The following is a 24,040-nucleotide window of genomic DNA, read 5'->3' as shown; positions in this document are numbered from 1 at the left end:
TTACCAGCCTGGATTTTGGACCAGGTTGTGGTTAACATTGATATAATCCTGCTTTATCGGGAATAAGTAACTTTTTTTTTCTCGAAAAGAAAGGTCTTCCGACAAGTATGTAATCTTTATAAAATTCATCCGCTGTCTTACCTTGTGAATATAGACCCCGCATGCCATTTTTGTCTGCTGCAAAATATCTTTCGCCTTGTTTCCACCGTTTAATATCATACAGTGAATGCCCCTCAAACATAAACTCGATTAATTTTTCCCGATGGACGGCTTCAATCAGCTCACTTCCGCCAAGACTACCAAATGATTGGGTCAGACTAGGTATTCCGGCACGGCTTCTGACAGCATTGATATATCTTGTCGCATCGGCATCTAATGTTCCACTATATTCAGCGCAAGCCTCTGCATAATTTAAATAAAGCTCTGCCAATCGTATGATCGGGAAAGGATATGCGACCACTGTAAACTGCGTCGAGGTAACGTTTGAATTCGGATGTATTCCCTTTTTGATGGCGTAGCCAGAATAAAGCTGGTCGCTATTGAGGTTGACCATACCATTGAGTTCGCCAGCTCGTAACATCAGCTTCTTGGTCACTCCTCCAATCTCATAGTCTCCTCGATCATAACCAATATAGGCGTAAAAGCGAGGTTCACGATTACGGTGTAATTTGATGGTTTCGTCTCCATCCGCGATCTTAAACCGGTTGTTCCAGTCAAACGACGGGTCTTTCTCCGGAGGGAGTCCATTTTTTGAATAGAATCTTTCTACTGCAGACAAGGTCGCTCCTACCCCACCAAATGGAGCTCCTGTTTTCCATCCCCTAGGAATCGCATGCGCTTGAAAGGAATTGCCCCAAGATGCGGTTTCTTTTGTACCCGTATAACCCCAAATCAATTCCGAATTTATGGGATCAACCATTTGCCAGCGTGTATTCATCACTGCCTGTGCAAAAGGATCCTGAATAGCCGTCTTCGTATAGGTATACAATTTACCGCCACCGGATTCGAAAAATTCGATGGCCTTTTTTGTTTCGTCCATCGCCTTTTTCCATCTCTCCTTATCGTAGTTCTGCGGAATAAGAACAGTACCATCTTTATTGACAAAGTCAGCATAAAACTCTTTATTGCCATTAAAAAGTGGACTTGCTGCAAAGAGATACATACGTGCTTTTAGTGCTTGTGCAGCAGCTTTGGTCGGTTTGCCCTGTTCGGAGGAAGGATAGGATAGCGGTAAATCTTGCTGCGATTGGTCAAACATCCCTGCTATAAATGCTACACATTCATCATAAGGCCTTCTTGCAGCAAACATCTGATCGCCAGATGCATTGGAAGGAATCTCTTCCTTCACCAAAACAATAGGGCCATAATTTTGCAACAGTACAAAATGAAAGTAGCCGATCAGAAACTTTGCCTCAGCAATCCATCCCTTTTTCTTCGTCGCGAATTCTGCCTCGCTTATGGTTAATGGTTTAACGGATTCAATGTTTTTCAGAAAAGTATGACACTGACGGATGCCTTTATAACACTGTTGCCAGATATCCAAAACAGGCTCGGAAGCACTGTACATACCTTGCTGCACACGTAAGAAAGAAAAATACTGCACACCCCAATGATATGACCCTACCGTTTCGTTAGACATTAGCCACGAAAAATTGGTGCGGGCGTCATTGACTACGGGGATATAACTATAGCAAGAATACAAATATCCCTCCGCTGTGTTCTCATTCTTGAATGCATCATCCAGTTTTGGGACATCTGCAGGTACCACCTCAAGGTATTTATTACAGCTGCTGGCAATAAATACAAACATCATATAAAATATAATCTTTTTCATCATCTAGTCGTTATCGAATTTAAAATTGAAATTGTAGACCAACGGATCCTACACGTAAATTGGGATAACTCAAGCCGCTTCCGCCTCCAAGTTCGGGATCCCATAATTTGAATTTTGAAAAGGTCAGGAGGTTCTGTCCTGACAGATAAATCCTTGCAAATTTGTAGGTAAAGCCCAATTCCACATTTTTTAGACGGATAAATGACCCATCACGCATCCAAAAGGTAGAAGTTCTAAAGTTATTGTGTTCATTGACACTACTGATAAGACGGGGATATGCTGCAGCTGTATTTTCTGGCGTCCAGTAATCCTGTGCTATAAAATCCAATAGACTCGATTGATCAGAGTTAAAAGGATGAATGCCAGAGATAACTAAACTTGTCTTAGCAACTCCCTGAAAGAAGAACGAAAAATCAAACTTCTTATATTGAGACGATACCCCAAAACCGTAGACAATCTGCGGTACAGAAGGGTTGCCGAACTGCATTCTGTCGTTGTCATCAATTTTATTATCACCGTTTAGGTCACGATATTTAATATCTCCTGGTTTGAGATCATTATTAAAAGTTGATTGTGGGCTATTTGCTACATCCGCTTCGGATTGGTATAGACCGTCGGCCATCAATCCGAAAGCACGATTCAGCGGTTTTCCAAGTTCAGAGAGGTATGCGTAAGGAAGTTGTGGTTCATCTCTGTCCAATAGCTTATTTTTGGTATAGGTGAAAGTTCCTCTAAAATTAAGATAGAAGTGGGGCTAAACTGCTGTTGATAACTTAATTCCCCATCGAATCCACTATTTTTCACTTTACCAATATTGGCATAGGGATTGGTTCCTACTATACCGGATTCTGCCGCAATTACCCGACGTTGCATAAAAATCTTCTCCCGGGTTTCGGAGAAATAGTCTACGGTTAAATTTAGTTTTTAAAAGGCCAAGATCTATACCTAGATTATATTTCCGTCCTTCCTCCCAAGTAGCTCCTGTCGCTCCAAAGCGTGTGATATTGGCCCCTGTAGCGGAGGTCTGCCATTCGTTACCAAAAGTGTAACTCCCAGTAGCCAGATTAACTTCATCCAGATAGGGAAGCGCGCTCCAGAAATCTGGTCATTTCCGACAATACCCCAAGATCCCCTGAGCTTCAAGCTATTGACAACCGTGGCTATAGGCTTCCAAAAATCCTCGTTTGAAATCATGTACCCAGCAGCAAGGGATGGAAAAAGCCAAACCGATGTTTACTTTCGAAGTTATCAGAACCATTGTATCCAAAATTTCCTTCGAAGAAATAGCGTGATTTATAAGCATAGGTCACTCTCCCGGCCAGGCCTTGGTTACGAAAAGGTAATAAAGGGAATATGGCAGTACCTCCAGCATTGGTGGTGTAATCCCGGGACAAATAAGCTAGCATAGCGGAAACGTCGTGATCACCAAAAGATTTTAACCAGTCGGCCACTAGGTTGATCGTCATCAATCGGTCTCCGCTGGAACTTGAAGTAGTAGCCAAAGCTGTCGTTCCACGAGTTATTGATTTGTAATCATATTCGTACTGCTTATTATCATTGACGCGAAACGAATTCACACCATAGTAAAATGGAGTAAAGGATCTAGAAATCGAATTTGTTGAATAGTTTTTATAAGATATCAAACCTTTTAGGCTTAACCCATCGAGAAGGAATTTCATGTTTTGGTTTAACTCAAAACTTGCAGTATTGGTCACGCTAAAGCGGTTAGTATAGCCACTTACCATGCGAGCATAGGGATTTTCATAGATCCCGTCTCCGGAAGCTTGCGGAATCGGTCCGCCGGCCATATTGCCAAAAAGGATATGATCCTGTTGAATGGCACTCGGCAATACAGGGGCAAACAAGGCCGGTGGCGCATAAAAAATTGAATTATAAATGGTTCCCGTGCTGGAAGATGAACCCGAATAATCTGCCAGTTGGGAATTGATCCGTACCACGGCCTTCGTAAAATTGGAAAGGTTGACTCCCACGTTTGCAATAACATTATACTCTCGTTGACGAATATTATTATTGAACTTGTTCAGTGGATCTTTACGAAGCATACCGTTATCGTTATTAAAGGTTCCACTGATAAAATAGTCCGCCTTCTTACCACCTCCGGTCACATTGATATTGCCATATTGGTTTGTTGCAAAATCTTTGAAAAGATAATCCTGCCAATCAACATCTGGATATGCGATCGGATCTAAACGATCCCTCGTCCCTTGAATTTTTTCCTCTGAAAAACGTGGTGAAGCATTTGGTAGCCTATTTAGAATTGCGTAATTATAGGCAGTCATATAATCTACGGCACCTGCCATTTTCACCAATTTAGTCGGTGTGGAAAATGTATTGTCCAAGCGAACGTTAATCCGAGCCTTATCCATATCTCCGCCCCGCTTTGTTGTGATCAGCATTACACCATTGGCACCACGGGCACCATAAAGTGCTGTAGCAGAAGCATCTTTTAAAACCGAAAAATTATCGATTACCTCCGGTGCGAGATTATTCATATCTCCTATGCTCGACTCGATCCCATCGATAAATATTAATGGACTTGTCCCGCCCGTAAAAGTAGAAATTCCACGTATCCAAAAGTTCGAACCGTCGGCACCGGGCTCACCACCACGCTGTACAGCGATAACACCAGCAATTCTTCCAGCAAAAGCATTGCTCAATGTGCTCGTCGGCACTTTTAGCGCTTTGGGTGATATAGATGATATCGCTCCTACGACACTTGCCTTTTTCTGTTTACCAAAACCAACGACGACGACCTCGTCCATCTCTGCGGCGTCAGTTTCCAATGTAACGACCTGTTCGGTCGCCGTGTAAAGAACATCAGCAGACTTGAATCCGACGGTAGAGAATCTTATTTTGGAATTTAGCGAAGAGACTTTCAAAATAAATAAACCTGCTTCATTGGTTTGTGTCTGATTGCTTGTACCTAATTCACTAACGGTTACGCCCGGTAATGGGTCACCTTCACTACTGACCACCTTTCCCCGAAAAACGTGATCTTGTCTGCCCATGGCAACTGGAATATTGGCTTTTCTCTTAATTACAGTGGTATTCTGGAATATTTTATATTCGAACTCACTCGTCTCAAAGAGTCTATCGAGCACGTTCTTCAAACTTTCCTCCTGAGCCGAAAATGAAACTTTTCGATTTGAGAACATTCGTTTCTCATAGACAAACTGTGTTCCCGTCTGCTCGGTAATTTTTTTAACACGGTCTCTATTTCCGTATTACGCGCATGAAGGCTAATTTTATTTTGTGCCAAGGTTGATGCAGATGCTCCAAAAAAGATAGGATGATCAGAAAACATGCTATTTTCATAATAAGTAGGATCTTCAAAGCATTTTTTGGCCATAAAGGGCACAACAAACCCTTTGAATAAAAAAATTATTCATAAATTGGGACTGAATTAATGGTTAGTAAAACGTTAATTTATCTACTGCAGAGGTATGCCAGTACCTCTGCTATTTTTCTCATAATGTTAGGTTTATTTTAATTCATAGTAGTTTCTCCTTTCCTCTTTATTTTGGTTTTACAATGAGTTTGCTTTGTTCTATTACATACTTGTAGCCCGTTAGATATGAAAGCGCCTCACATAAACTGGCCAACGATACATCTTTTTCATCCCGCCGTCATACTGACGCTGCGCATTCACCCCTTTTTCAACAATAACAGTGACACCATACCAACGCTCTATTTCATCCAGAGTCTGTTTCAGATCCTTGTTACCTAAATAGAAATACCCATTTTTCCAAGCCTTGATTTCTTCCATATCCCGTATCTCATAAACCGACAGACGTTTATTTTCCAATCGAACCTCTTTACCTGCCAGGATGACCACATCTTGATCAGAAGAGGAAATTTTGAGCTTTCCTTCGGTAAGTGCTACTCTGGTGTCGTTTTGATAACTGTTGACATTAAATTCTGTCCCCAAAGCCTGCAGTCTTAGTCCGGCACTTTCAACAATAAAAGGTCTCGCAGCATCGTGCGCGATATCAAAATATGCCTCGCCTTTCAAATGTACCCGGCGCTCTTTTTTGTCAAAATTGGGACTATATTCTAGCTCCGATTCGGAGTTCAGCCACACATGGGTTCCGTCCGAGAGTTGTACCTGATACATCGCACGTGATGGAATCACTAGTTTGTGTTGAGTTGTCCCCTCAGATTGCATGGAAGAACCATAGATCAATTGATTATTTGCGACGTTTACCCCTTTAAGGTCCGCCGTAAGGTGTAGAGAATCCAGCAGTACCTGCCGTCCGTCACCTAATTGCAAAATAGCAGCATTGCTTCCTGGCAATACATCGTTCAATTGTCCATAGTATTTATCTTTAACAATATATGCTGGTTGATTTCCATTGAAATATAATGCCCAAAAGGTATATAAGCCAACCAAAAACAGAAGTGATGCGGCAACCCCAATCAACCATGGCCTAAACATCAGAGTCTTTTTGCGTTGTATACCAGATTGACGGAAGTGCTGAAATGCGGTCCATTGGTCATCAGGATTAAATTCTGCCCAATTTATATTGGATTGAATCTTTCCTTCATCCAATAACTTATGAAACAAGATCTTAGCCTCCGGATATTTATGCAATAGCGCTTTTAGCTGCATATCCTCCTCTAAGGTTAACTCTTGCCCCGAATTAGGGCAGCGATTAATTCGCCCAAAAGTATCTCTTCTGTATTGATCATAATTTCTTCTTAGTCGTCCGAAAATTAAAAAGGGTGACAAGGTTTTAAAAAAATAATTAAAACCCTGTAAATTAAGAATATATTTATATAAGAATGGAAAAGAGTAAACTCAAAAACTTGTCCCGCAAAGCTTTTATGGCTCTCTGCCGCTGTGTCTTGACGGTGTTAATACTTATATTCAGTTCCTTCGCAACTTCTTCATATTTTTTTTCCTGAATATAAATGAGTTCACAAATGTTCTTACAGGCCTCAGGTAATTTATCTAATTCCTTGTGCAGTTCACCTACGATCTCCGCGCGGATGAGCGTTTCGAGATAATTGCTTTCATCGGCTTCGGTTGCTTGCTCCTGTGTGGCATTTATTTCCCGTACTTTGGAATGGCGATAGGCATCAATACTTTTATTTTTCACGGTTGTGTACAGAAAGCTCTTGATCACAGGTAATGCTTTTTCCAGAAGATCAGGTTTCTCGATCAGTACCAAAAAAGCATCCTGTACAACATCCTTTGACATTTCATCCGACCTTGTCCATTGGTAGGCAAACTCACATAATTTCACAAAATTATCTTTGAACAAAGTTTCGAATGTTTCCATAAGTTATCAGAAGCCGCTATAATCAGGCTAACAATTGCTGGGACAATTTAGGAAAATAATTTCTTTCACAACAAAATAACAATTAATTGTCAGCCAATTAAACCAATTGACCAGCTATTTTTAATTACTAAATCTGCACTCTTGAAGTCGCTCTATATTGATGTCGTCAAAAGGTAAGTATCCCATTTTTCCTACAGCTAGGGTTGGACTTTTCTAATTTACGTTACTAATTGATTTATCTGTTGTTGGTTTACTTCCTGAACCACTCTACAACTCAACGATTAATGCTGTTGCAAATACCTTTAATTCAATCCCGCTATAAAAACTTATATAATACAACGATCGCCCAGAACGGTCAAACTCAGCTAACTCGTTACCATTTTCAAACCGACCTCGATACAACAGGTCAATAGTCTTAAATTCATTGGAAACATCTTCGTTAAAAACAAATAAGCAAGTCTCCATGACTGCATCAATAAACACTAAATCAACTAAATCATAGTTAGCGTCAGTTGCTAGATTGATACGTTTAAACGTAAGACGAAATTCGTTAAATGCTACCTTGTACGCGAGTCTAAAGCAGTCATAGTCATTATGCAGATCAAGATAAATACCATCCAAATCTACAGCTACAATATCTTTAAATAACTCAGATTGGGGTAACCTAATCTTTCTCTTTATTCTTTCGCTAGCCATTTACCTGGTATTTTATTTTTTGGACTTGTACTCTTCCTGAATCATTCCTGCAGCAGTATATTTAAGAGGAGACGCTTTGTAGGTCACTTCTGCAAATTCCAACGCTTCAGTAATTGAAGAGAAAGTATCTATTGCGCCAAAAGGCTCATCGGGATCAACCAACGAAAACGCATAGATGTCCAAGAATTCTTCATTTCCTTCATCAAATGATTCGAAATAAGCCACAGAATAGCTTTCGTCGCTTTCCTTATCAATGCTCAACCATCTGAGTATGGTGTAATCTGTTTCCTGAACAACACCCAACCATTGCTCCACAGATTTCCCAAGTCTCAATCTGGCTCTGATTTGATCGGCCGCTAAATACTTTGCCATAAAAATATCATAATACATGAATTTAGTAAATTGCATTATGGAAAAGAAAACATTTTGACATCATCTATTAAATCATTCGCGCTATTTTATGAAAGTATACTTCTTAATACCCTTTTTATTTCTTGTTATAGCTTGTCAAAGCACCGCTAAAAAAGCACCTAAAGCAAGAATGCCTGAAAAAATCTTTGATTATTCTGCCCTTGAAAAGACTATGAGGAAATACTGGAAGCGATACTTACTTATAACGCTTATATCAACGGAACGATCAAGTCTGAGAACCCTAAAACTTATATCGAAGACAGATTTACCAAAGATTCCATAAGCACGTCTTATAAGGGGAATCATCCCCAGGAGATGAAATTGGAATCAGGGAATTATTTAACCATCTCAGTAGTAGCCGACAGGATTCCATGAATTTCCTAAATCAGACAAGAGACAGGGATACAGTCTATATACCTCCGGCAATAGCCCAAAAATTCAGAGTCAAAGACAGCAATAAATTGATTGCTGAAGAACGCTTTTTACAAAGTTGGTTTTCCACTTACCGATCCTGACGCATGACCGCCAAAAAGCATTTGTATCACTGGATTATCTATGTGGTGGATGGTGTGGCGAAGGCTGGTATTTTATTCTTGAAAAAATAAAAGGCAAATGGAAGGTGGTTAAATATCAAGGTACTTGGGAAGCTTAAGACCAATAGCAACATCGGGTGATCGCCAATACAGCTTGAATAGGTTATCGGATTATTAAATGGGACGTTCTCTGGTAAAAAATTGGAAGTGCATTTGGGTTTTAAACTTCATATCCTACGACCGTCCTACTGGGCATCCGTGACACTTGCGATTTTACTAGTTACATCGTGCGCCGCTCTATTCTTTAATTGGCAGATCGGACTTGCAGGACTTGCTTTTTCAAATGCTGGACTTTGGTTTGCAAAAAAATTCAGCAACATACTTAACCTGCAAACAGTTGGACAATTAGCAAAAAAATGACAAGTGAAAGTTATTTCAAATCTAGACGCAACCCAAAGACTTTTAATAAAAGCGAAATTGAAGAAATATTGACTGATTGGTTAAGTAATGATTTAGGCATAGACAAAAGTAAACTAACAAGAGAAGCGAAACTCAGCTAAATTCCCAAGGAGGCTACAATACTTTCAACGCAATTACTGAATAACAGACGAATGTATATATTAACAATCGGATAGATTTTGAATATGGGAGATCATATAATTTCAATAAATTATCAATTATAATCAAATTAAAATAAGGCTGTTTTCGCCGCATGACCACTAGTTGCATAAAACTTTCTTTAAATTAGCTTTGTGGACAGAACAACAGATATAATTATTATTAAGTCAATTGATCAACTCCCATCAGTAGGTGAAATCAAATCCATTTCAAGGAAAGAGCCCTAAAACTTGTTTTTAAAGGAAATATTAACAAGCAGCGCGAACAAATTGGCCAATATCTTGATGATACTCTTTCTGGTTTTCAAGTCTTGATCCATAAGATCGACCCTGAACTAAACATTGTAAAACTCATTACGGATAAAGAAATTGAAGATCATCAAAACTTTTTTGAGCAATGTGCTAAAGATTGCAGACAACTAGGCCAAAAATTAGTATTTATGCTGGTTGACAAACTTGATTTAAATTTAAACAAGGATTTTCCACTGAATACTTTTAATGAGTTAAAGAGGGAGGAACGACAGATCGGAAAAGTTGCAGAATGGAAATATTTTGTCCATGGTTTTCATTGTGGTTTTCAAAATATAATAACCGGGCAGTATATTGAAGTTCCCCTTGTTTTCGGGCTTGAGTTTGGGGATTTAGATCCGTATTTTTTTGTGAAGTTTATCCGATCTTCACCAGACTATCACCCGCTACCAATTCCCTCTTTGAAGAATATGCTGACGGGTTAAGAATAATAGAAAAGATGGTCTCGTTGGGAAAATTTGAAAAGATCCATTCGAATATCGGTGGTCATGATGGAACCGTTGTCACAGATAGAGAAAAAGTTGAAATTAAGTCCAACTTAGGTTTAGAAACAATATTCGTAAACCATATTAAGGAAATTGAGAAAAAATCCAAATTCAATCTCTGGAAATTTCTCGGCTTGAAAAAATAACACTTCTTTGATCAATCAATAGGGTATCCTACTATAATGTTTTACTTTTCTATATTTAAAATTTTATCGGATATAATCAGACAATTGTTAATGTTGGTAGGTATACCCATAAGCTCATTTTGAAGTTTGTGAAGTCTTTTGGCTATTTCCAATCGATCTGCTTTTGATCTTACCAAAGTAAAAATTTCTGGGACATAAAGTTGATACTCATCGCTTGGCGCAAGATCATTAACACCAATGGGATCCCAATCAAACCAAAGGATATCATTAATCTTTTTATAAAGAAAAAAGTCTCCCGCTGTTTTCAAATTTCTCCTAAGTTTTTGTTGCGAATAAATAAGAGAATTGCAGATTTCACTTCTTCTTCAAGTCTATGATCTCCAAAATATGCCGTGATAGCTAAGGCCAAACTCGCGATATAATGCCCACTGTCTTTGTCAAATGGAAAGCGAGTTCCGTTTATACTAGTGAAGCCGATCTGCTTAATGTTGCATTATTTGGTATGACAGCGAAAGAATGGAGAGATTCAAATCCAGATAAGAAAGGTAATATTCGAGACTATGCTGTTATAGAACAATTGGTGGTATTAAGCAACATGGAGAGTATAAACGCGCTATTAATTCAACAGGGGTTACCGCAGAATGAAAGACTTAAGCAACTCAATAAGGTTGCTATGACACAAATGCGGTCACTCGTAGAAAATAAGGCTGTTAAAAATTAAAATAGAAAATCATACATGTATATTTATTTTTAGGAAAGTTTACCCACAATACCTCAGGGTTAGCGGTGAGTGTTCCCTATTTATAAATCCACAACTGAGATTCACCAACTAAACCATCGGTACTGGGGCATTTTCCGCAATAAGTTTTTCATGCTTTAATTCCCTCCAAAAATCAGCTGGTATTTTTGTCTTGAAGGACTGCGCATTTTGTACGGCCTGCTCAACGGTATGTGCGCCGGGAATAACACCTGACACCTCGGCGGGGGCTGCTGCAAACTGTAAAGCTGCTGTTCGCAAATCCACAGCATAATTTTCAGCTACGCGCTGTAGGGCATTCAGTTTTCCTTAACACCGGCAGGAAACTTTCCATCATATAAATAACGGTCTTTACCGGACAGAAATCCGGCACATAATGGTGCACCTACGACAATGGACACTCCTCTTTCAGCCACTTTCGGAAAAACCTTATTCAGATCATCCTCATGTTTGATCAATGAATATTGGCAGGCAGAAAGAAAGATATCGGGATCTGCAACATCCAATGTCTGCAATATGGGTTCGATGGTATTGACGCCGAGTCCCCAGCCTTTGATAATTCCCTCCGCTCTCATTTTAGTCAGCTCGGGCATAGCTCCTTTCACTGCTTCCTCAAAATAGTGTGCATAACTATCTTTCATATCGCCATTATCGGGTGAAAGATCATGGATAAAAACAATATCAATGGACGATAATCCCAAACGCTGCAGGCTATCTTCCACACTTCTCCTGACACCGGCAGCACTGTAGTCGTACTTATAACCAAAATTTAGTTTCCCCTTCCATAGTATTTGTTCCATCGTAAAGTCTTCTTTCGGCTCCATCAGTCGCCCTACTTTAGTCGACAGTGTAAAACTGTCACGTGGTTGGTCTTTAAAAACAGGCCCATTCGACGTTCGCTGATCCCTAGACCATACCATGGAGAGGTATCAAATAATCGTATCCCTGCATTCCATGCTGCCCCTACTGCTTGTAGACATTCAAGATCTGAATTTTGCTGAAATCCATTACCCAATGCGACCCCGCCAAATCCAGCTTTATCAGCGGGACGGAATCGTTTCTTTTCTGTTAAATTTTGAGCTGTTGCCATTTTATATGCTGTTAATGTTGTTGATAAAATATCAGGTGTCGCCGCACTCAGTCCGAAACCTGCACCCGCGAGGGCTGTCTCTGCTAAAAAATTTCCTTCTTTTCATATACCTGATGCTATCGGTCTAATTTCCGCCCGCTTTTTAGTCTGGTAGAAAGTTCATCATGTGCAGTCAAATCCAGCCGTAGCGGCGTAATGGATACCAGTTTATTTTCTACCGCCCAGCGATCTGTCCCTTCCTCCGCCGGCTCAAGTGGTATTACCGTAATCCAATAGTTTTTTCTTCCCATAGGATCCTGACCAGGTACTACATTGCCATCATAGAGCCGCACCGATTGCCTTGTCCATACAACTCCCTCTGGTTTTGGAGGAAAATTCACATTATATAGTGCAGGGCCTTTATCATTGAGCAAGATCTTGAGTACATCGCCGGTCCATTGGGATAATCCTTCAAAATCTGGCTCCGTCTTGCCGACTGGGGTACTCAGCGCGATACCGGTAATACCCAGGAGCATGGCCTGCTTTGCCGCAGCAAGGGTACCTGAATGCCACATGGAATTACCAAGGTTGGGGCCCATGTTAATACCCGAAAGCACAACCTGCGTATCGGGAAACATATGCAAGCCCAGCGCCACGCAGTCCGCAGGTGTCCCATTCACCCGAAAGGCATCAATTCCCTCAAATGAAATGGGGAACTACGATAGCTCAGGGGCGAGAATGAGTAATAGCATGTCCCATGGACGACTGCTCGACATCTGGCGCAACAATCCTAACGGTACCAAACTGCCTCGCGATCCTTGCTAGAGCTGCTATGCCCGGCGAATAGATACCGTCGTCATTGGTGATAAGTATATTCATAATAATTGTACCTTTTCTATGAAAACCAATCTCACGCAGGCTTTGTTCAGCTGATATGAAAGAACATGGCAAAAAGTACGGTTAGTACACAATCCAGCTGCTGGGGATGAAGACAATGGCGACAAAGACGAACTTTGTCAGCTTATTGAAGAACTGGGACACCATTGCACCGTAGTCGCTAAAAAGATGCCGTCAAAAAGATCGATCCAGAGACCGATATCATTGCCTTAGCCGGCGGTGATGGCACGATAAAAATGACTATTATGGGGCTCTTAGAAAAAAGCTACGATTTAAAAGACCGATCGCAATCTTGCCCCAAGGGACAGCAAACAACATTGCCATTTCTTTGGGTATTCCTTTGGACTGTAAACAGGCTATGAATCTATGGAGTCAGTTCCAGCTTAAAAAATTCGATGTCGGGATGGTAACAGGTCTAGGACGAAAACCGCTACATTTCGTCGAATCGATTGGTTTCGGGGTATTCCCTATACTGATGGAGAAAATGGATAAAAAAACCTAAATGCCGCCAGTGCAGAAGATGAAATTAGGATCGCGCTCGAGCAGCTTCGAAAACTAGCACTGACATTCCCAGCCAAAGTGCTCAAACTCGTAACCGCTACGGGTAGCATTGAAAAAGAATGCATTATGGTTGAAGTCATGAACATCTCGAGCATGGGCCCCAGACTGGTACTCGCAGTAGATGCTGATCCAGGAGATGGACAATTTGATATCATCGTCGTCACCGCTGATCAACGCCAGGAACTGGTTGCTTATATAGATGGGTTATTGAAGAAAAAGACTGTGTCATTTAATATTAAGCCTATTAGAGCAAACCGCTTAGCGATGGAGTGGCAGGGAACAGAATTTCACATCGATGACGAGTGCAAGAGTTATACCGGGCAACGACTAAAGATTTCATTGCTCGATAGCTTGATCGAAATTATTGTAGAAGGGAATTGATCCCTGATATCCAAGGTTAATTTTCGTATCAACCTATAATTCGATTAAATTACAGTATTACTATTGAGAAGTGTTTCAATTGGATTTTAGTTTAAATTATTTAAATTCTAAAAACATAACTTGTCGTCAACTATAGAGCATCCGGATCTGACACCGACAAGCACAAACCTGGGATTCGAAGTAAAACTTACCGATTGGGACAACTTAAAATTAGAGGTATTGAACAAAGCTGTCAAAGTCGTCTGGGACACCAGCCGAATATAATTGCCATTTCCCCAGAAATTAATTACCGACAGTTGCTATGTTGGTTCAAAGCACGAGTTATTCTAAAAGTTTATTCTGAAACGCAAAACGGACGAGATCAGCTGTATTTTTGGTCTGAGTTTTATCAATTAAATGCTGCCTAATTCCTTCGATTGTCCGCTTGCTTAAAAGATCTGATCTGCAATCTCAGCATTGGTGAGTCCCTGCGATATCAATTCTAACACGGAAAACTCTCTTTCATTAATCTCATAGCGACTAAGCAATTCCGATCTATCATAAATCAAAGGCACTAAAGAACTATATTTACCGACCATTTCCATTGCAATTGCGCTCGACAAATATTTTTTACCTTGAGCAACCTGAGATACACCAAACAACAACTCACTATAATCCGTTCCTTTTGTTAGATAACCATCGGCACCTGCATTGAATGCATCTACGACGACGGTACTGTCTTCAACCATGGATAGTACCGAAGTCCTTATTGTGGGAAATTTTCTTTTGGCAATATGTATTAATGCAATACCATCAATTTCTTTCATATTGATGTCGGTGAGTACCAGATCAGGTGTTTTATTTTTCTGGAGATAGTCCAAAGCTTCTTCGCCGCTACCGACTTCCTCTACGACAGAAAGATCATCACAAGAATCCAATATCAGACGTATGCCATTACGAACTAAATGGTGATCGTCAACTAAAAGAATTTCAGTCATCATTCCTCCGAAAATTTTAAGATAGATATATAACGACTTTGTACTTAAAATTGTTTACTACTGGGGACCACATTTTTTTCAGAATAAGTGTCATAAATTTTCACTTATAAAAGGAATGTATTCAAGATCATTATCTTCATCTTTCAATCAGCATTATTCAAAAATGCATTAAAAAACATTCTCGTCGTATATAAATCCCTGAATTAACTACCCTTAAAAATTCTATGCGAGCCACAGACTGGAACATCCAAAATATAAGTTATTCGTTGACTAACCATTTACGATTTCTCCACCATTGGGATGTAAAACTTGACCGCTCATAAAATGTGAATCTTCGCTAGCTAGAAATAAAAAGCTTGGTGCAATTTCATTTGGCATCCCTGCCCTTTCCATGGGAGAGTCGCTTCCAAATTCGGAGTTCTTTTTAGGATCAAATGAAGATGCTATCAATGGAGTCCATACCGGACCTGGAGCAACAGCATTGACCCTAATTCCTTTAGCGATAAGATTTGCTGACAAACTTCGTGTAAAAGAAATTATTGCACCTTTTGTTGCAGAATAATCTATCAACTTTGGACTGCCTCGATAAGCCGTCACCGAAGATGTATTAATGATGCTTGCTCCTTCTTAAGATAGGGTAGGGCATATTTCGTAATCCAGAAATAGGAAAAGAAATTATTCTGAAAAGTCTTGATTAACTGCTCAGTGGTAATTTTTTCAATTGATCCTGTTTCCCAATGAAGCCCCGCATTATTAACAATAATATCAACTTTCTTATGCGTTTTTATCGCAATTTCAATTACTTTTTTACAGTGATTTTCTTTTCCCAAATCACCTTTAATCAGCGTACATTTTCTAGCGAAGGATTCAACCTCCTTCTGGGTTTGTTTTGCATCTTTTGTTTCACTAAGATAGGCTACAACAATATCAGCTCCCTCCTTCGCAAATAACAAAGCTACGGCTTTCCCGATGCCGCTATCTCCTCCGGTAATTAACGCTACCTTATTTTTTAATTTTCCTTCTTTAGGATACCTTAATGGAGAAGTGTCAGGAACTGGTGTCATATTTATTTCCAATCCCGGTCGCTTTTGCTTTTGCAATGGTCTAATTTTTTTACTTGCTACTTTTTTCATGCTACTTCCTTTAAATAACAACAAACAATATGCGATTTCCAGAATATGTAAGAAACAAATAGTCCTTCTACCGAAGAACTATTTGTTGTATATCAAGAAGGTACCTTTCTGGATTTTTCTCTCCCCAAACACGGTGGCCTTTCATTACCGCTATAAAATCTTCTGTTAAATTGTCCTTGCTTTCGAAAATAACGCCTTTATCTTTTTTAATAAATGATCTTTCAGCTAACTCTTCAGCACCTTGTGCAAATGCCAGGGCCTTACAGTGTCGGTAACCTTCATTGATAAAATGAAGGTAATCGGCATTTTCCGCAAGAGTTTTGACCGATTCGCCTGCTGCTGTGTAGAATGCATCGTAACAAACTGATGCCTCCGTAAGATAGGAATGTTGGATATCTTCTTCTGTCCCTTCCTTGAACCGGATCTTTCCTACATGAGATGCGATTAGCACTGCTTGCGCCCCTTCCCTTTCGAGTGCTGTTTTCATTTTATCTATGGAGGATTTGCTAGCTCCATGATCAACAAGAAAAGCAACCTTTCTACTCTTGATCGTACCCTCGCCGTCTTTTACTTTCATACTCAAAGCAGCAGACTTTTCAACTTCGGGTTTGACTGGTTTAAGCGGATATTCGGGATGGTTCTGACGTGCAAATTTGAGGGTTAAAGGATCAAGTTCTTTTGGCGGTGTAAGCCCGAGGTTTTCACCAACATTTTTGCTAATCCTTGGTCTATCTGGTTCAAAATAGCCAGTTCTCGCTTTCGTATATTGACATCGTTCACTTTCGAAAGCTCAAAACTCAGGGCATTGACCATGTGGTCCTGTTCTTCTGGACTCTGTGAATTAAAAAATAGTCTTGCTTGCGTAAAGTGATCTGCGAAGGAATCTGAGCGGGCCCTAACTTTTGCCCCTCGATAGGCTGTTTGTGGGATTCAAATCCTACCCCATCATTAAGCATTGCATGGTAAGGGCAACCCACAGCCTTGCTGTTAGGGAAATAACTCACAGCACCTTTAGGAATATCAGATCGCGCGAAACCATCTTTTTGGTTATTGTGTTTACCAGTCACCGGACGATTGATAGGAAGTTCATGGAAATTTGGCCCACCTAATCGGTAATTTTGGGTATCCATGTATGAAAATATCCGTCCTTGCAAAAGCGGATCATCCGAAACATCTATCCCCGGCACCAACCTTCCGGGGTCGAAAGCGGCTTGTTCGGTCTCTGCAAAAAAATTCTCGGGGTTGCGATTTAGTGTCATCGTTCCGATAATCTGAACTGGCACTAGTTCCTCTGGGATAATCTTTGTCGCATCCAGAATGTCAAACGAATATTTAAATTCATCCGCTTCAGGAATCAATTGGACGCCGAGATCCCATTGGGGAAAATCGCCCCTGTCAATAGCTTCATAGAGATCTCTTCGATGAAAATCAGCATCAAATCCTGAGATCTTTTGGGCTTCGTTCCATGCCACTGAATGTACGCCCAATCTCGGTTTCCAATGAAATTTAACGAATGTACCTTTTCCTTGAGCATTCACAAATTTAAACGTATGGACGCCAAAACCTTCCATCATCCTTAAACTTCGGGGTATCGCACGGTCTGACATAGTCCACATGATCATGTGCGCAGATTCGGGCATCAGCGATATAAAATCCCAAAAGGTATCATGTGCAGATGCCGCCTGCGGCATTTCGTTGTTCGGCTCTGGCTTTACGGCATGGACGAGATCTGGAAAGTTCATCGCATCCTGAATAAAAAAACGGGAATATTATTCCCCACGAGATCGTAATTACCTTCTTCGGTATAGAATTTAACAGAGAAACCGCGTACATCCCGGGCTAGGTCGGTAGAGCCTTTGAAGCCCGCTACGGTCGAAAATCTTGTAAAAAGAGGCGTTACTGTTCCTTTTTTAAAAATGCTGCGCTTGTATATTGGGATAGATCAGCTGTCGCTTCGAAAATACCATGGGCTCCTGATCCACGCGCATGAACGACACGTTCTGGTATACGCTCACGGTCAAAATGCATCAGCTTATCAAAATAGATATGATCCTGCTGTAATGATGGCCCCCGCTCACCCGCCTTTAATGTATTGTTGTTGTCGGAAATAGGCACACCATCATTGGTGGTCATAATCTGTTCGGAATTGTCCACTAAATGCTGTTCAATCTCAGCGGTTTTTAAATTCTTTTGTTTTTTCATATCCAATTCTGTTTTGGTTTATACTCGTAAGGAGAAGTAATTTATTAATTCGCACAAAAATTATATATAGGAGCCTATCCTCTTTCCTATTGGTAGGCATTAATTCTTATAAGCTGTAATGTCCATGATGTGAACAAAGCCAAAGTCTGAAAGGTTTGGTCGGTATTTACATTTGCCCGTTGAGGACAGGTTTTGAGAAAATACGGCTGACTTTTGACTAAGTCAAGCACTTGATTTCTTTTATTGAACTAAAAGCGTCTAGGATCGGTTATTAAATAAGATAACAACTATAATTTTTTTATTATGGCTACTACAAAAATCTGTACAGGCAAAAATGCCGCAAAAAAACTTCCGGCCAAATTGGTCTCCCTTTCCTATAACCTGTGGAAAGTGCTTGTATTTCTGTGATAGAAAACTATTCAATAATCATTCAATTTAGTTCTTCAGTTTTCTAAAAATCTGACTTGCCGTTTCCATATCCAACGCTTCCATATCCACAAGTTTCAGGGATTTGACCATGTGGAGTGTACCAGTCTTATACTTTTGGAAATGCTCAGTTTTCAAATGTGCCTGATAGGCTTGCTTGTCTTTGTACATTTCTAGTATCCTCACTTGGGTTGGGTCGTTCTTTTGGAACATCGGGAAGATAGCGATAACACCCGCCTCAAGCCTTATGGATGCTTCGGCCTCCACTTTAAGTATCTCCTTATACTTCTCCAAATGTTCAGGGTGTATCTCAATTTCTGAAATCCGTACCATGATTTCTGCCTGTTGAGAATGGGCATAGTTACTCATACAAAAAGCATTAGCGTTGCCAATATCGTTTGCAACGACCATCTAAGCCAAGTTTTGTGTCTAAAGATATTCTTATTCATAACATTACTACATTTATCTTAAATCATTTTACTTTTAATTGATTTCTACCAATGTTAATGCTTGATCTTGTGCGTATCGCGAACACTGCTAAACGTCAGTGCTAATAGTTCGACCCATCGGTTTCCTTCTTGTAGACCTCGGTTACTGTAAACTCATCCTGCGGTCATCTGATTAATAAAGGGTTGGTTGTAAAACGTTTTCCTGTAGCCTGATATAATGCATTGGCCACTGCCCCGAATGTGGGTGGAAACGGTGGTTCGCCCATTCCCGTAGGATCTTGTTCGTTTTCCACAAAATGCACTTCAATCTGCTGTGGCGCTTCATTCATTCGTATCAGACGATAGGTCGTAAAGTTATTCTTTTGTGGGACACCATCTTTAAAAGGAAGCTCGCCATAAAGGGCATTTCCGATCCCATCGATAATCGCTCCCTCGGCCATGTTAGTCGCGGCATCCCTGTTCACCACAATCCCACAGTCTATAGCGGCCACCACTTTTTCAACCTTAGGTTCATTATTTTTAACCACGAGGTCCACAACCTGTGCCACATACGAATTGTGGCAAAATAAGCGGACACACCACGATGAATTCCCGGCGCTTTTTTATCCCAGTTTGATGTTTCACGAACCAGTTTCAGTACACCCGCATAACGGCTGGCGTCGTAATCATTGCGCTTGCCGACTGGATTTGTTTTTGCCCTTTCCAACAACTCAAGACGAAAGTCAATAGGGTCTTTTTCATTTCCATGGCGAGTTCATCAAGAAAAGACTGCTCAGCGGCAGCGATAAATTTGACCGCGGTGCACGGAATGCACCTATGGTAATATTGGACGGAATCTGCCAGCCCTCGGCGAGGTAATTGTCGATTGCACCGGCCGGAAAACGATCGGCATGTATGGGCGTTTCGGGAATCCCACCGGCTTTGACATGAAGCGCCAGCAATTTATTGTCTTTATCCAAGGCAGCGCGGTAGGTCGCACTGTAGGTGGGACGATAAATTCCGGCTGTCATTTCATCTTCGCGTGTATAAACAAGTTTGATCGGTGCATTAAGATGCTTTGAGATTGCGGCAGCCTCTATAAAATGATGTCCATAGGCACGGCGGCCAAACCCGCCCCCATGCGCGCAAGATTGATCTGTATCTTTTCTTTTGGCAAACCAAGCCGTTGGGATAAGGTACCAACGGTAAACTCTGGAGCCTGCAACGGCCCATAGAAGATGGCGCTGTCGGAAGTGACATGGGCAAAACAGTTGACCGGCTCCATGGTATTGTGTGCCAGGAACGGTGCGGTATAAGTACGTTCGATGATTCTGGCAGCAATGTTAAATGCTCCTCTGGATCACCATCCTTGCGGAGGACATTGCCGGGCTTTTTAGAAAACTCTTCCATCTGCCTACGGTGTACATCACTGCTTTCCAGACCTGCGGGATAGGTTGCTTCGGTCGTTTTTGCATTCGGCTGCCCCGGATTACCCATTTTAAACCTGCGCCCAGGCTCCGCTTCCCATTCCAGCTTAAGTGCTTTCTTGGCTTGCATCACCTCCCAGGTGCTCTTACCCACGACAACAGCAAAACGGGTGAAACTGGTCGTATCGAAAAAGTTCTGTACAATATCTCCCGTGAGGGAGTCGATCACAAAGATAGATTTGATGCCGGGCATTGACTTTGCTATCCGATCATCCAATGATTTTAACTGTAGGCCAAATGCTGGTGGATGCACAATCATGGCGATCAGCATGCCCTCGGTTTGATAATCCATACCGAACAGCGGTTTACCTGTCACGATGTTGTTCAGTTCGACGTTTTTCCTGGAGGTGCCCACAATGCTGAAATCCTTCACTGCCTTTAACTTGACGTTTTGGGGCACCGGAATCTTGGCTGCCGCGGAAGCAAATTCGGCATAGGTTCCTTTTCGTCCAGTTCCGGGGTGCAGCAAGGTCCCTTGCTGCGTCGAAATTTGATCGGAAGGAACATTCCACTGTGCTGCTGCTGCTAAGATGAGCATCTGTCTTGCGGTAGCGCCTGCCTTACGCAGCGGCGACCAGCCCTGCCGTATCGACTGGCTTCCACCGGTAAATTGCCTTTTGTATCGCTCGGGATAAAAATCGGCCTGTTCGACGACCACCTGCTCCCATGCCACATCAAGCTCTTCTGCAAGGATCATCGGCATGGCGGTTTTTACATTCTGACCAAACTCCGGATTGGGGTTGAACAAAGTGACCAGGCCATCTTTGCCGATCTTGATGTAACTATTTAATTCGTATGATTCTTCGGCTATATCACTTGCCTTTATACCTGTGGCTTTTACATCGGCTGGCCAATGAAAATGCAGGATCATACCGCCACCGGCGAGTAGGGCGGCTTTCAGGAAGGATCTTCTTCCCATATTGTTATTAGCGCTGGTCATATCTTACTGTATTATTCGACAACAATGAAAAATTAATTCGAAGGTGCATAGGCCCCATTTTTTAACCAGGTAATCCAGGCTTCCTTAAACTCTTTATGGTTTAACGGCGGCAATGTCCGACCTTCTCCCGGTTGCCAGCCCCATTTTACCAGCTCATCGTCGGCATGGGCTATTAATGCCTTCATATCTTTATTGCCGTTTCTCGTTGGGTCCATAATTTGTTGTGCGAGCTCGCGGGGACTTCTACCTTCGAAAACCATTTTCATGTTTGCTGGCGGAAGGTGCCAGTTGGGACTACCCGGAGGGGTATGGGTACCGGGGTATTTTCAGGTTGATGACAGTTGGCACATTTCATGGTGAGGATTCCTTTTCCATCCTTCCCTCGCTGGGGTAACATCGCATGTAAATGGCTATCATCTCCCTGTAAAGGTACTTCTCCAGCCGGATGACAATTCACACATCGGGGACTCATCAATACGCTGTAAACTTTGGAAAATGCCGCAACAGACTTCATACTGTCACGCTTCACCAATTCATGCTTTATTTTGTCCTCCCTAGACCTTACTGCTGCTGATCCGGAATTTGCGGCGATCGAAACCATGAATGTCATAATAATCGCCAAAACGGCTAATGCTACCACGATTTTATAAGGCCGTTTTTCCTTTTTATGTCGAGTGTTATATTTCATAAACAAAATATTTTGGGCTAGTTTTTACTTCGTTTCCTGTTGAATCTCGGCAGCTAAATGAATGGCTTTACGGATCCGGAGATAAGTGCCGCAGCGGCAGATATTACCGGCCATTGCCAGATCGATTTCCTCGTCCGTTGGATTGGGAATTTCCCGTAACAGGACAGCCGCAGACATAATCTGCCCGGACTGACAGTAACCACATTGCGGTACATCAACCTGTTGCCATGCCTGCTGTAGTGGATGATCGCCTTTTTCAGAGAGACCTTCAATCGTGACCACCTCCTTATCGGCTGCCCGCTTTACTTTGGTTACACAGGAACGTACAGCTTCACCATCCAGATGCACAACACAGGCTCCACAGGCCGCTACTCCACAGCCGTATTTGGTACCGACAAGATTTAGATGCTCCCGTAAAACCCATAATAAAGGTGTCGATGGATCGACATCCAGTGCATGTTGCTTACCGTTGATTTTTAGATTTATAGTTGCCATGCTTGTATTTAAAATAAGTGTCATAAATTTTCGTTTATAAAGGGAATGCTTTCAGGATCGCTATCTTCCGCTTTCAATCAGCATGATACAAATATGCTTTAAAAAAATTGTTTACTGTATATAAATTCCTGAATTAATTACCATTATTACAGGTAGAAGTATCGTTTGCATCAGAAAGTTTTAACAAGCCCCGATATCGGATTAATTTAGCGTGATTATGAATGTTCACTCATTCATAGCCAGGCGGGTGAGGTAATAGTTGATGGTAATGTTTCCAATTCGCGTTGAAATACGTAACTTCAATACAATTGATCCATTGAATACAACATGATAGTTCTGAATGATAATCGCTTACCCCCATTAAACGGCCTGGTGCTTATCGGTGGCAGAAGCCTGCGCATGGGAAGTCCGAAAGAAAAGATGCATTGGCATGGTAAAGAACAAGTCTATTATTTGGCCGATATGTTACGGAATTATTGCGATGAGGTATACATTTCCTGTCGTGCAGAACAGCTTGATGAAATAGCAGGCGGCGAAGAGATGGCTTCAACCTACGCATGGCTTTCCGATCGTTATACAGACATTGGTCCTATGGGTGGAATACTGACCGCTTTTGAATTTCGCCCCGAGCGGGCTTGGCTGGTTGTGGCCTGTGATTTACCTCTAGTCGACTCAGAGGCTCTCGCCTATTTAATACAACATCGTGATCCACAAAGGATCGCTACCGCATTTAAAAGCCCACAGGACAGCTCACCCGAACCCTTACTCGCTATCTGGGAACCCAGTAGTTTGCCCATACTCCAGCAGATGCAGGCTCAACATAAACTTTCACCACGCCGGGCATTGATACAACATCAGGCCCTAGGTATTGAAGCCCCGCATGTCAATACCCTTGTCAATGTCAATACCCCTGCTGAGGCCGACAGCGTAAAAGCCATAATCAACAACAACGATTAAGGTCGTTGAAGTGCGCCCCGGTAAAGCATTTCATCCACTTTCTTATATACCTCAGGGTCATGTCTTTTAATTTTGATCTTCACATATTTGGAAGCCGGCATATTGCTTTCTTTGACCACATTGTTGACCGAAACCAATACATTCGTCTCCGGGAAATACGTGACCGTATTTTTTTCAGGAATGGCGTAGGAAACGATCAAAAATAAGGGAGCTACGCGTTCTATACCATCATCGTAATTATAAAGGTCCACTTTGTCTCCGGCCTTAAAACCAGCTTTATCAATATCTTTCTGATTCATAAACACCAC

General features: G+C 41.5%; 26 protein-coding genes and 7 pseudogenes. 8 read left to right on the top strand and 25 right to left on the bottom strand.

Translation table 11 applies throughout. From position 1 onward, the window contains the following. From KUH03_RS32075 to KUH03_RS32035, 9 genes and pseudogenes are all read right to left on the bottom strand, one after another. Positions 1–1,810: pseudogene (locus tag KUH03_RS32075) on the bottom strand (RagB/SusD family nutrient uptake outer membrane protein). A gap of 43 nt (positions 1,811–1,853) precedes the next feature. Beyond that, positions 1,854–2,534: a hypothetical protein gene (locus KUH03_RS32070; RefSeq protein ID WP_257088386.1), complete on the bottom strand. Its 681-nt coding sequence runs from the start codon at positions 2,532–2,534 to the stop codon at positions 1,854–1,856. Next, a complete protein-coding gene (locus tag KUH03_RS32065) occupies positions 2,474–2,707 on the bottom strand; it encodes a hypothetical protein (protein ID WP_306429233.1) in 234 nt (77 codons plus the stop codon). Before KUH03_RS32065 ends, KUH03_RS32070 begins: the two co-directional genes overlap by 61 nt. A gap of 72 nt (positions 2,708–2,779) precedes the next feature. Beyond that, the gene (locus KUH03_RS32060; RefSeq protein WP_257088385.1) at positions 2,780–3,028 is read right to left on the bottom strand and encodes a hypothetical protein; all 249 of its coding nucleotides are present in this window, start codon (positions 3,026–3,028) and stop codon (positions 2,780–2,782) included. Beyond that, complete coding sequence (locus tag KUH03_RS32055; RefSeq protein ID WP_257088384.1) at positions 3,025–5,010, bottom strand: SusC/RagA family TonB-linked outer membrane protein; 1,986 nt, start codon at positions 5,008–5,010, stop codon at positions 3,025–3,027. The genes KUH03_RS32060 and KUH03_RS32055 overlap by 4 nt, the downstream gene beginning before the upstream one ends. A 413-nt stretch (positions 5,011–5,423) precedes the next feature. Then, positions 5,424–6,464, bottom strand: a complete 1,041-nt coding sequence (locus tag KUH03_RS32050) for a FecR family protein (RefSeq protein ID WP_257088383.1) — start codon at positions 6,462–6,464, stop codon at positions 5,424–5,426. Positions 6,465–6,627: 163 nt separating this feature from the next. Continuing rightward, positions 6,628–7,137, bottom strand: coding sequence for an RNA polymerase sigma-70 factor (locus KUH03_RS32045; RefSeq protein WP_257088382.1), 510 nt, complete (start codon positions 7,135–7,137; stop codon positions 6,628–6,630). Between the two features lie 267 nt (positions 7,138–7,404). Next, complete coding sequence (locus tag KUH03_RS32040) at positions 7,405–7,833, bottom strand: hypothetical protein (protein WP_257088381.1); 429 nt, start codon at positions 7,831–7,833, stop codon at positions 7,405–7,407. A gap of 12 nt (positions 7,834–7,845) precedes the next feature. Beyond that, positions 7,846–8,205: a hypothetical protein gene (locus tag KUH03_RS32035; RefSeq protein WP_257088380.1), complete on the bottom strand. Its 360-nt coding sequence runs from the start codon at positions 8,203–8,205 to the stop codon at positions 7,846–7,848. A gap of 529 nt (positions 8,206–8,734) precedes the next feature. On the opposite strand from KUH03_RS32035, the gene KUH03_RS32030 reads away from it, so the two are divergent. The 3 genes from KUH03_RS32030 (at position 8,735) to KUH03_RS32020 (ending at position 10,334) form a co-directional block, all read left to right on the top strand. Next, the gene (locus KUH03_RS32030; RefSeq protein ID WP_257088379.1) at positions 8,735–8,896 is read left to right on the top strand and encodes a hypothetical protein; all 162 of its coding nucleotides are present in this window, start codon (positions 8,735–8,737) and stop codon (positions 8,894–8,896) included. Between the two features lie 809 nt (positions 8,897–9,705). After that, on the top strand, positions 9,706–10,128 hold the full coding sequence (locus KUH03_RS32025) for a hypothetical protein (RefSeq protein ID WP_257088378.1): 423 nt from the start codon (positions 9,706–9,708) through the stop codon (positions 10,126–10,128). 14 nt (positions 10,129–10,142) lie between these two features. Beyond that, a complete protein-coding gene (locus KUH03_RS32020) occupies positions 10,143–10,334 on the top strand; it encodes a hypothetical protein (RefSeq protein WP_257088377.1) in 192 nt (63 codons plus the stop codon). Between the two features lie 41 nt (positions 10,335–10,375). Here the strand turns inward: KUH03_RS32020 and KUH03_RS32015 are convergent, their stop codons facing one another. Beyond that, a complete protein-coding gene (locus KUH03_RS32015; protein ID WP_257088376.1) occupies positions 10,376–10,642 on the bottom strand; it encodes a hypothetical protein in 267 nt (88 codons plus the stop codon). 113 nt (positions 10,643–10,755) lie between these two features. Here KUH03_RS32015 and KUH03_RS32010 point away from each other — a divergent pair, with 113 nt between their 5' ends. Then, on the top strand, positions 10,756–11,055 hold the full coding sequence (locus tag KUH03_RS32010) for a hypothetical protein (protein ID WP_257088375.1): 300 nt from the start codon (positions 10,756–10,758) through the stop codon (positions 11,053–11,055). Positions 11,056–11,163: 108 nt separating this feature from the next. On the opposite strand, the gene KUH03_RS32005 is transcribed toward KUH03_RS32010, so the two are convergent. The 4 genes and pseudogenes from KUH03_RS32005 to KUH03_RS47065 all read right to left on the bottom strand — a co-directional run bounded on the left by KUH03_RS32005 (position 11,164) and on the right by KUH03_RS47065 (position 13,039). Next, the gene (locus tag KUH03_RS32005) at positions 11,164–11,358 is read right to left on the bottom strand and encodes a hypothetical protein (protein WP_373564521.1); all 195 of its coding nucleotides are present in this window, start codon (positions 11,356–11,358) and stop codon (positions 11,164–11,166) included. A gap of 32 nt (positions 11,359–11,390) precedes the next feature. Then, positions 11,391–12,181: pseudogene (locus KUH03_RS32000) on the bottom strand (aldo/keto reductase). A gap of 116 nt (positions 12,182–12,297) precedes the next feature. Then, positions 12,298–12,840: a 5'/3'-nucleotidase SurE gene (surE, locus tag KUH03_RS31995; protein ID WP_306429232.1), complete on the bottom strand. Its 543-nt coding sequence runs from the start codon at positions 12,838–12,840 to the stop codon at positions 12,298–12,300. A gap of 46 nt (positions 12,841–12,886) precedes the next feature. Then, positions 12,887–13,039 (bottom strand): 5'/3'-nucleotidase SurE, encoded by a 153-nt coding sequence (locus KUH03_RS47065; protein ID WP_306429231.1) that lies wholly within the window; start codon positions 13,037–13,039, stop codon positions 12,887–12,889. A gap of 295 nt (positions 13,040–13,334) precedes the next feature. On the opposite strand from KUH03_RS47065, the pseudogene KUH03_RS31990 reads away from it, so the two are divergent. The 3 genes and pseudogenes from KUH03_RS31990 to KUH03_RS31980 all read left to right on the top strand — a co-directional run. Further along, positions 13,335–13,559: pseudogene (locus KUH03_RS31990) on the top strand (diacylglycerol kinase family protein); the annotation flags it as partial. Positions 13,560–13,582: 23 nt separating this feature from the next. Next, on the top strand, positions 13,583–13,999 hold the full coding sequence (locus tag KUH03_RS31985; protein ID WP_306429834.1) for a hypothetical protein: 417 nt from the start codon (positions 13,583–13,585) through the stop codon (positions 13,997–13,999). Between the two features lie 120 nt (positions 14,000–14,119). Then, positions 14,120–14,263 (top strand): hypothetical protein, encoded by a 144-nt coding sequence (locus KUH03_RS31980; protein WP_257088374.1) that lies wholly within the window; start codon positions 14,120–14,122, stop codon positions 14,261–14,263. A gap of 164 nt (positions 14,264–14,427) precedes the next feature. Here KUH03_RS31980 and KUH03_RS31975 read toward each other — a convergent pair whose 3' ends face one another. The 10 genes and pseudogenes from KUH03_RS31975 to KUH03_RS31920 form a co-directional block, all read right to left on the bottom strand. Next, entirely contained in the window at positions 14,428–14,979 is a 552-nt protein-coding gene (locus KUH03_RS31975) for a response regulator transcription factor (protein WP_257088373.1), read from the bottom strand. Positions 14,980–15,246: 267 nt separating this feature from the next. Further along, positions 15,247–16,040 (bottom strand): annotated as a pseudogene (locus tag KUH03_RS31970) (SDR family oxidoreductase). A gap of 161 nt (positions 16,041–16,201) precedes the next feature. Beyond that, positions 16,202–18,311: pseudogene (locus KUH03_RS49455) on the bottom strand (catalase). Positions 18,312–18,746: 435 nt separating this feature from the next. After that, positions 18,747–19,148 carry a putative quinol monooxygenase gene (locus KUH03_RS31950; RefSeq protein ID WP_257088371.1) on the bottom strand — a complete coding sequence of 134 codons (402 nt, stop codon included), beginning with the start codon at positions 19,146–19,148 and terminating at the stop codon, positions 18,747–18,749. 202 nt (positions 19,149–19,350) lie between these two features. After that, positions 19,351–19,734 (bottom strand): molybdopterin cofactor-binding domain-containing protein, encoded by a 384-nt coding sequence (locus tag KUH03_RS31945; protein ID WP_257088370.1) that lies wholly within the window; start codon positions 19,732–19,734, stop codon positions 19,351–19,353. A gap of 189 nt (positions 19,735–19,923) precedes the next feature. After that, positions 19,924–20,465, bottom strand: a pseudogene (locus KUH03_RS31940) (molybdopterin cofactor-binding domain-containing protein). A gap of 605 nt (positions 20,466–21,070) precedes the next feature. Beyond that, positions 21,071–21,523: pseudogene (locus KUH03_RS31935) on the bottom strand (molybdopterin cofactor-binding domain-containing protein); the annotation flags it as partial. A gap of 101 nt (positions 21,524–21,624) precedes the next feature. Beyond that, positions 21,625–21,777 carry a hypothetical protein gene (locus KUH03_RS31930; protein WP_257088369.1) on the bottom strand — a complete coding sequence of 51 codons (153 nt, stop codon included), beginning with the start codon at positions 21,775–21,777 and terminating at the stop codon, positions 21,625–21,627. 77 nt (positions 21,778–21,854) lie between these two features. Next, positions 21,855–22,280, bottom strand: a complete 426-nt coding sequence (locus KUH03_RS31925) for a hypothetical protein (protein ID WP_257088368.1) — start codon at positions 22,278–22,280, stop codon at positions 21,855–21,857. 24 nt (positions 22,281–22,304) lie between these two features. Further along, positions 22,305–22,775 carry a (2Fe-2S)-binding protein gene (locus KUH03_RS31920; protein WP_257088367.1) on the bottom strand — a complete coding sequence of 157 codons (471 nt, stop codon included), beginning with the start codon at positions 22,773–22,775 and terminating at the stop codon, positions 22,305–22,307. A gap of 327 nt (positions 22,776–23,102) precedes the next feature. Here KUH03_RS31920 and KUH03_RS31915 point away from each other — a divergent pair, with 327 nt between their 5' ends. Further along, positions 23,103–23,732 carry an NTP transferase domain-containing protein gene (locus KUH03_RS31915; protein ID WP_257088366.1) on the top strand — a complete coding sequence of 210 codons (630 nt, stop codon included), beginning with the start codon at positions 23,103–23,105 and terminating at the stop codon, positions 23,730–23,732. On the opposite strand, the gene KUH03_RS31910 is transcribed toward KUH03_RS31915, so the two are convergent. Further along, a complete protein-coding gene (locus KUH03_RS31910; protein WP_257088365.1) occupies positions 23,729–24,031 on the bottom strand; it encodes a hypothetical protein in 303 nt (100 codons plus the stop codon). The two genes, KUH03_RS31915 and KUH03_RS31910, sit on opposite strands and share 4 nt — an antisense overlap. Positions 24,032–24,040 lie beyond the last annotated feature (9 nt).

Source organism: Sphingobacterium sp. E70, assembly GCF_019285695.1.
GTDB lineage: Bacteria > Bacteroidota > Bacteroidia > Sphingobacteriales > Sphingobacteriaceae > Sphingobacterium > Sphingobacterium detergens.
Note: the sequence above shows the minus strand (reverse complement) of the source record. Positions and strands in the feature narration are given on the sequence as shown.

Bases quoted from the DNA above. Each gene is read 5' to 3' on its own strand.
- KUH03_RS31915 (WP_257088366.1), top strand. From the start codon at position 23,103: ATGATAGTTCTGAATGATAATCGCTTACCCCCATTAAACGGCCTGGTG.
- KUH03_RS32050 (WP_257088383.1), bottom strand. From the start codon at position 6,464: ATGCAGCTAAAAGCGCTATTGCATAAATATCCGGAGGCTAAGATCTTG.
- KUH03_RS32045 (WP_257088382.1), bottom strand. From the start codon at position 7,137: ATGGAAACATTCGAAACTTTGTTCAAAGATAATTTTGTGAAATTATGT.
- KUH03_RS32010 (WP_257088375.1), top strand. From the start codon at position 10,756: ATGCCCACTGTCTTTGTCAAATGGAAAGCGAGTTCCGTTTATACTAGT.
- KUH03_RS32060 (WP_257088385.1), bottom strand. From the start codon at position 3,028: ATGATTTCAAACGAGGATTTTTGGAAGCCTATAGCCACGGTTGTCAAT.
- KUH03_RS31930 (WP_257088369.1), bottom strand. From the start codon at position 21,777: ATGAAGGCATTAATAGCCCATGCCGACGATGAGCTGGTAAAATGGGGC.
- KUH03_RS31910 (WP_257088365.1), bottom strand. From the start codon at position 24,031: ATGAATCAGAAAGATATTGATAAAGCTGGTTTTAAGGCCGGAGACAAA.
- KUH03_RS31920 (WP_257088367.1), bottom strand. From the start codon at position 22,775: ATGGCAACTATAAATCTAAAAATCAACGGTAAGCAACATGCACTGGAT.
- KUH03_RS47065 (WP_306429231.1), bottom strand. From the start codon at position 13,039: ATGAATATACTTATCACCAATGACGACGGTATCTATTCGCCGGGCATA.
- KUH03_RS31950 (WP_257088371.1), bottom strand. From the start codon at position 19,148: ATGGTCGTTGCAAACGATATTGGCAACGCTAATGCTTTTTGTATGAGT.
- KUH03_RS32020 (WP_257088377.1), top strand. From the start codon at position 10,143: ATGGTCTCGTTGGGAAAATTTGAAAAGATCCATTCGAATATCGGTGGT.
- KUH03_RS32040 (WP_257088381.1), bottom strand. From the start codon at position 7,833: ATGGCTAGCGAAAGAATAAAGAGAAAGATTAGGTTACCCCAATCTGAG.
- KUH03_RS31925 (WP_257088368.1), bottom strand. From the start codon at position 22,280: ATGAAATATAACACTCGACATAAAAAGGAAAAACGGCCTTATAAAATC.
- KUH03_RS31975 (WP_257088373.1), bottom strand. From the start codon at position 14,979: ATGATGACTGAAATTCTTTTAGTTGACGATCACCATTTAGTTCGTAAT.
- KUH03_RS32055 (WP_257088384.1), bottom strand. From the start codon at position 5,010: ATGTTCTCAAATCGAAAAGTTTCATTTTCGGCTCAGGAGGAAAGTTTG.
- KUH03_RS32065 (WP_306429233.1), bottom strand. From the start codon at position 2,707: ATGCAACGTCGGGTAATTGCGGCAGAATCCGGTATAGTAGGAACCAAT.
- KUH03_RS32035 (WP_257088380.1), bottom strand. From the start codon at position 8,205: ATGGCAAAGTATTTAGCGGCCGATCAAATCAGAGCCAGATTGAGACTT.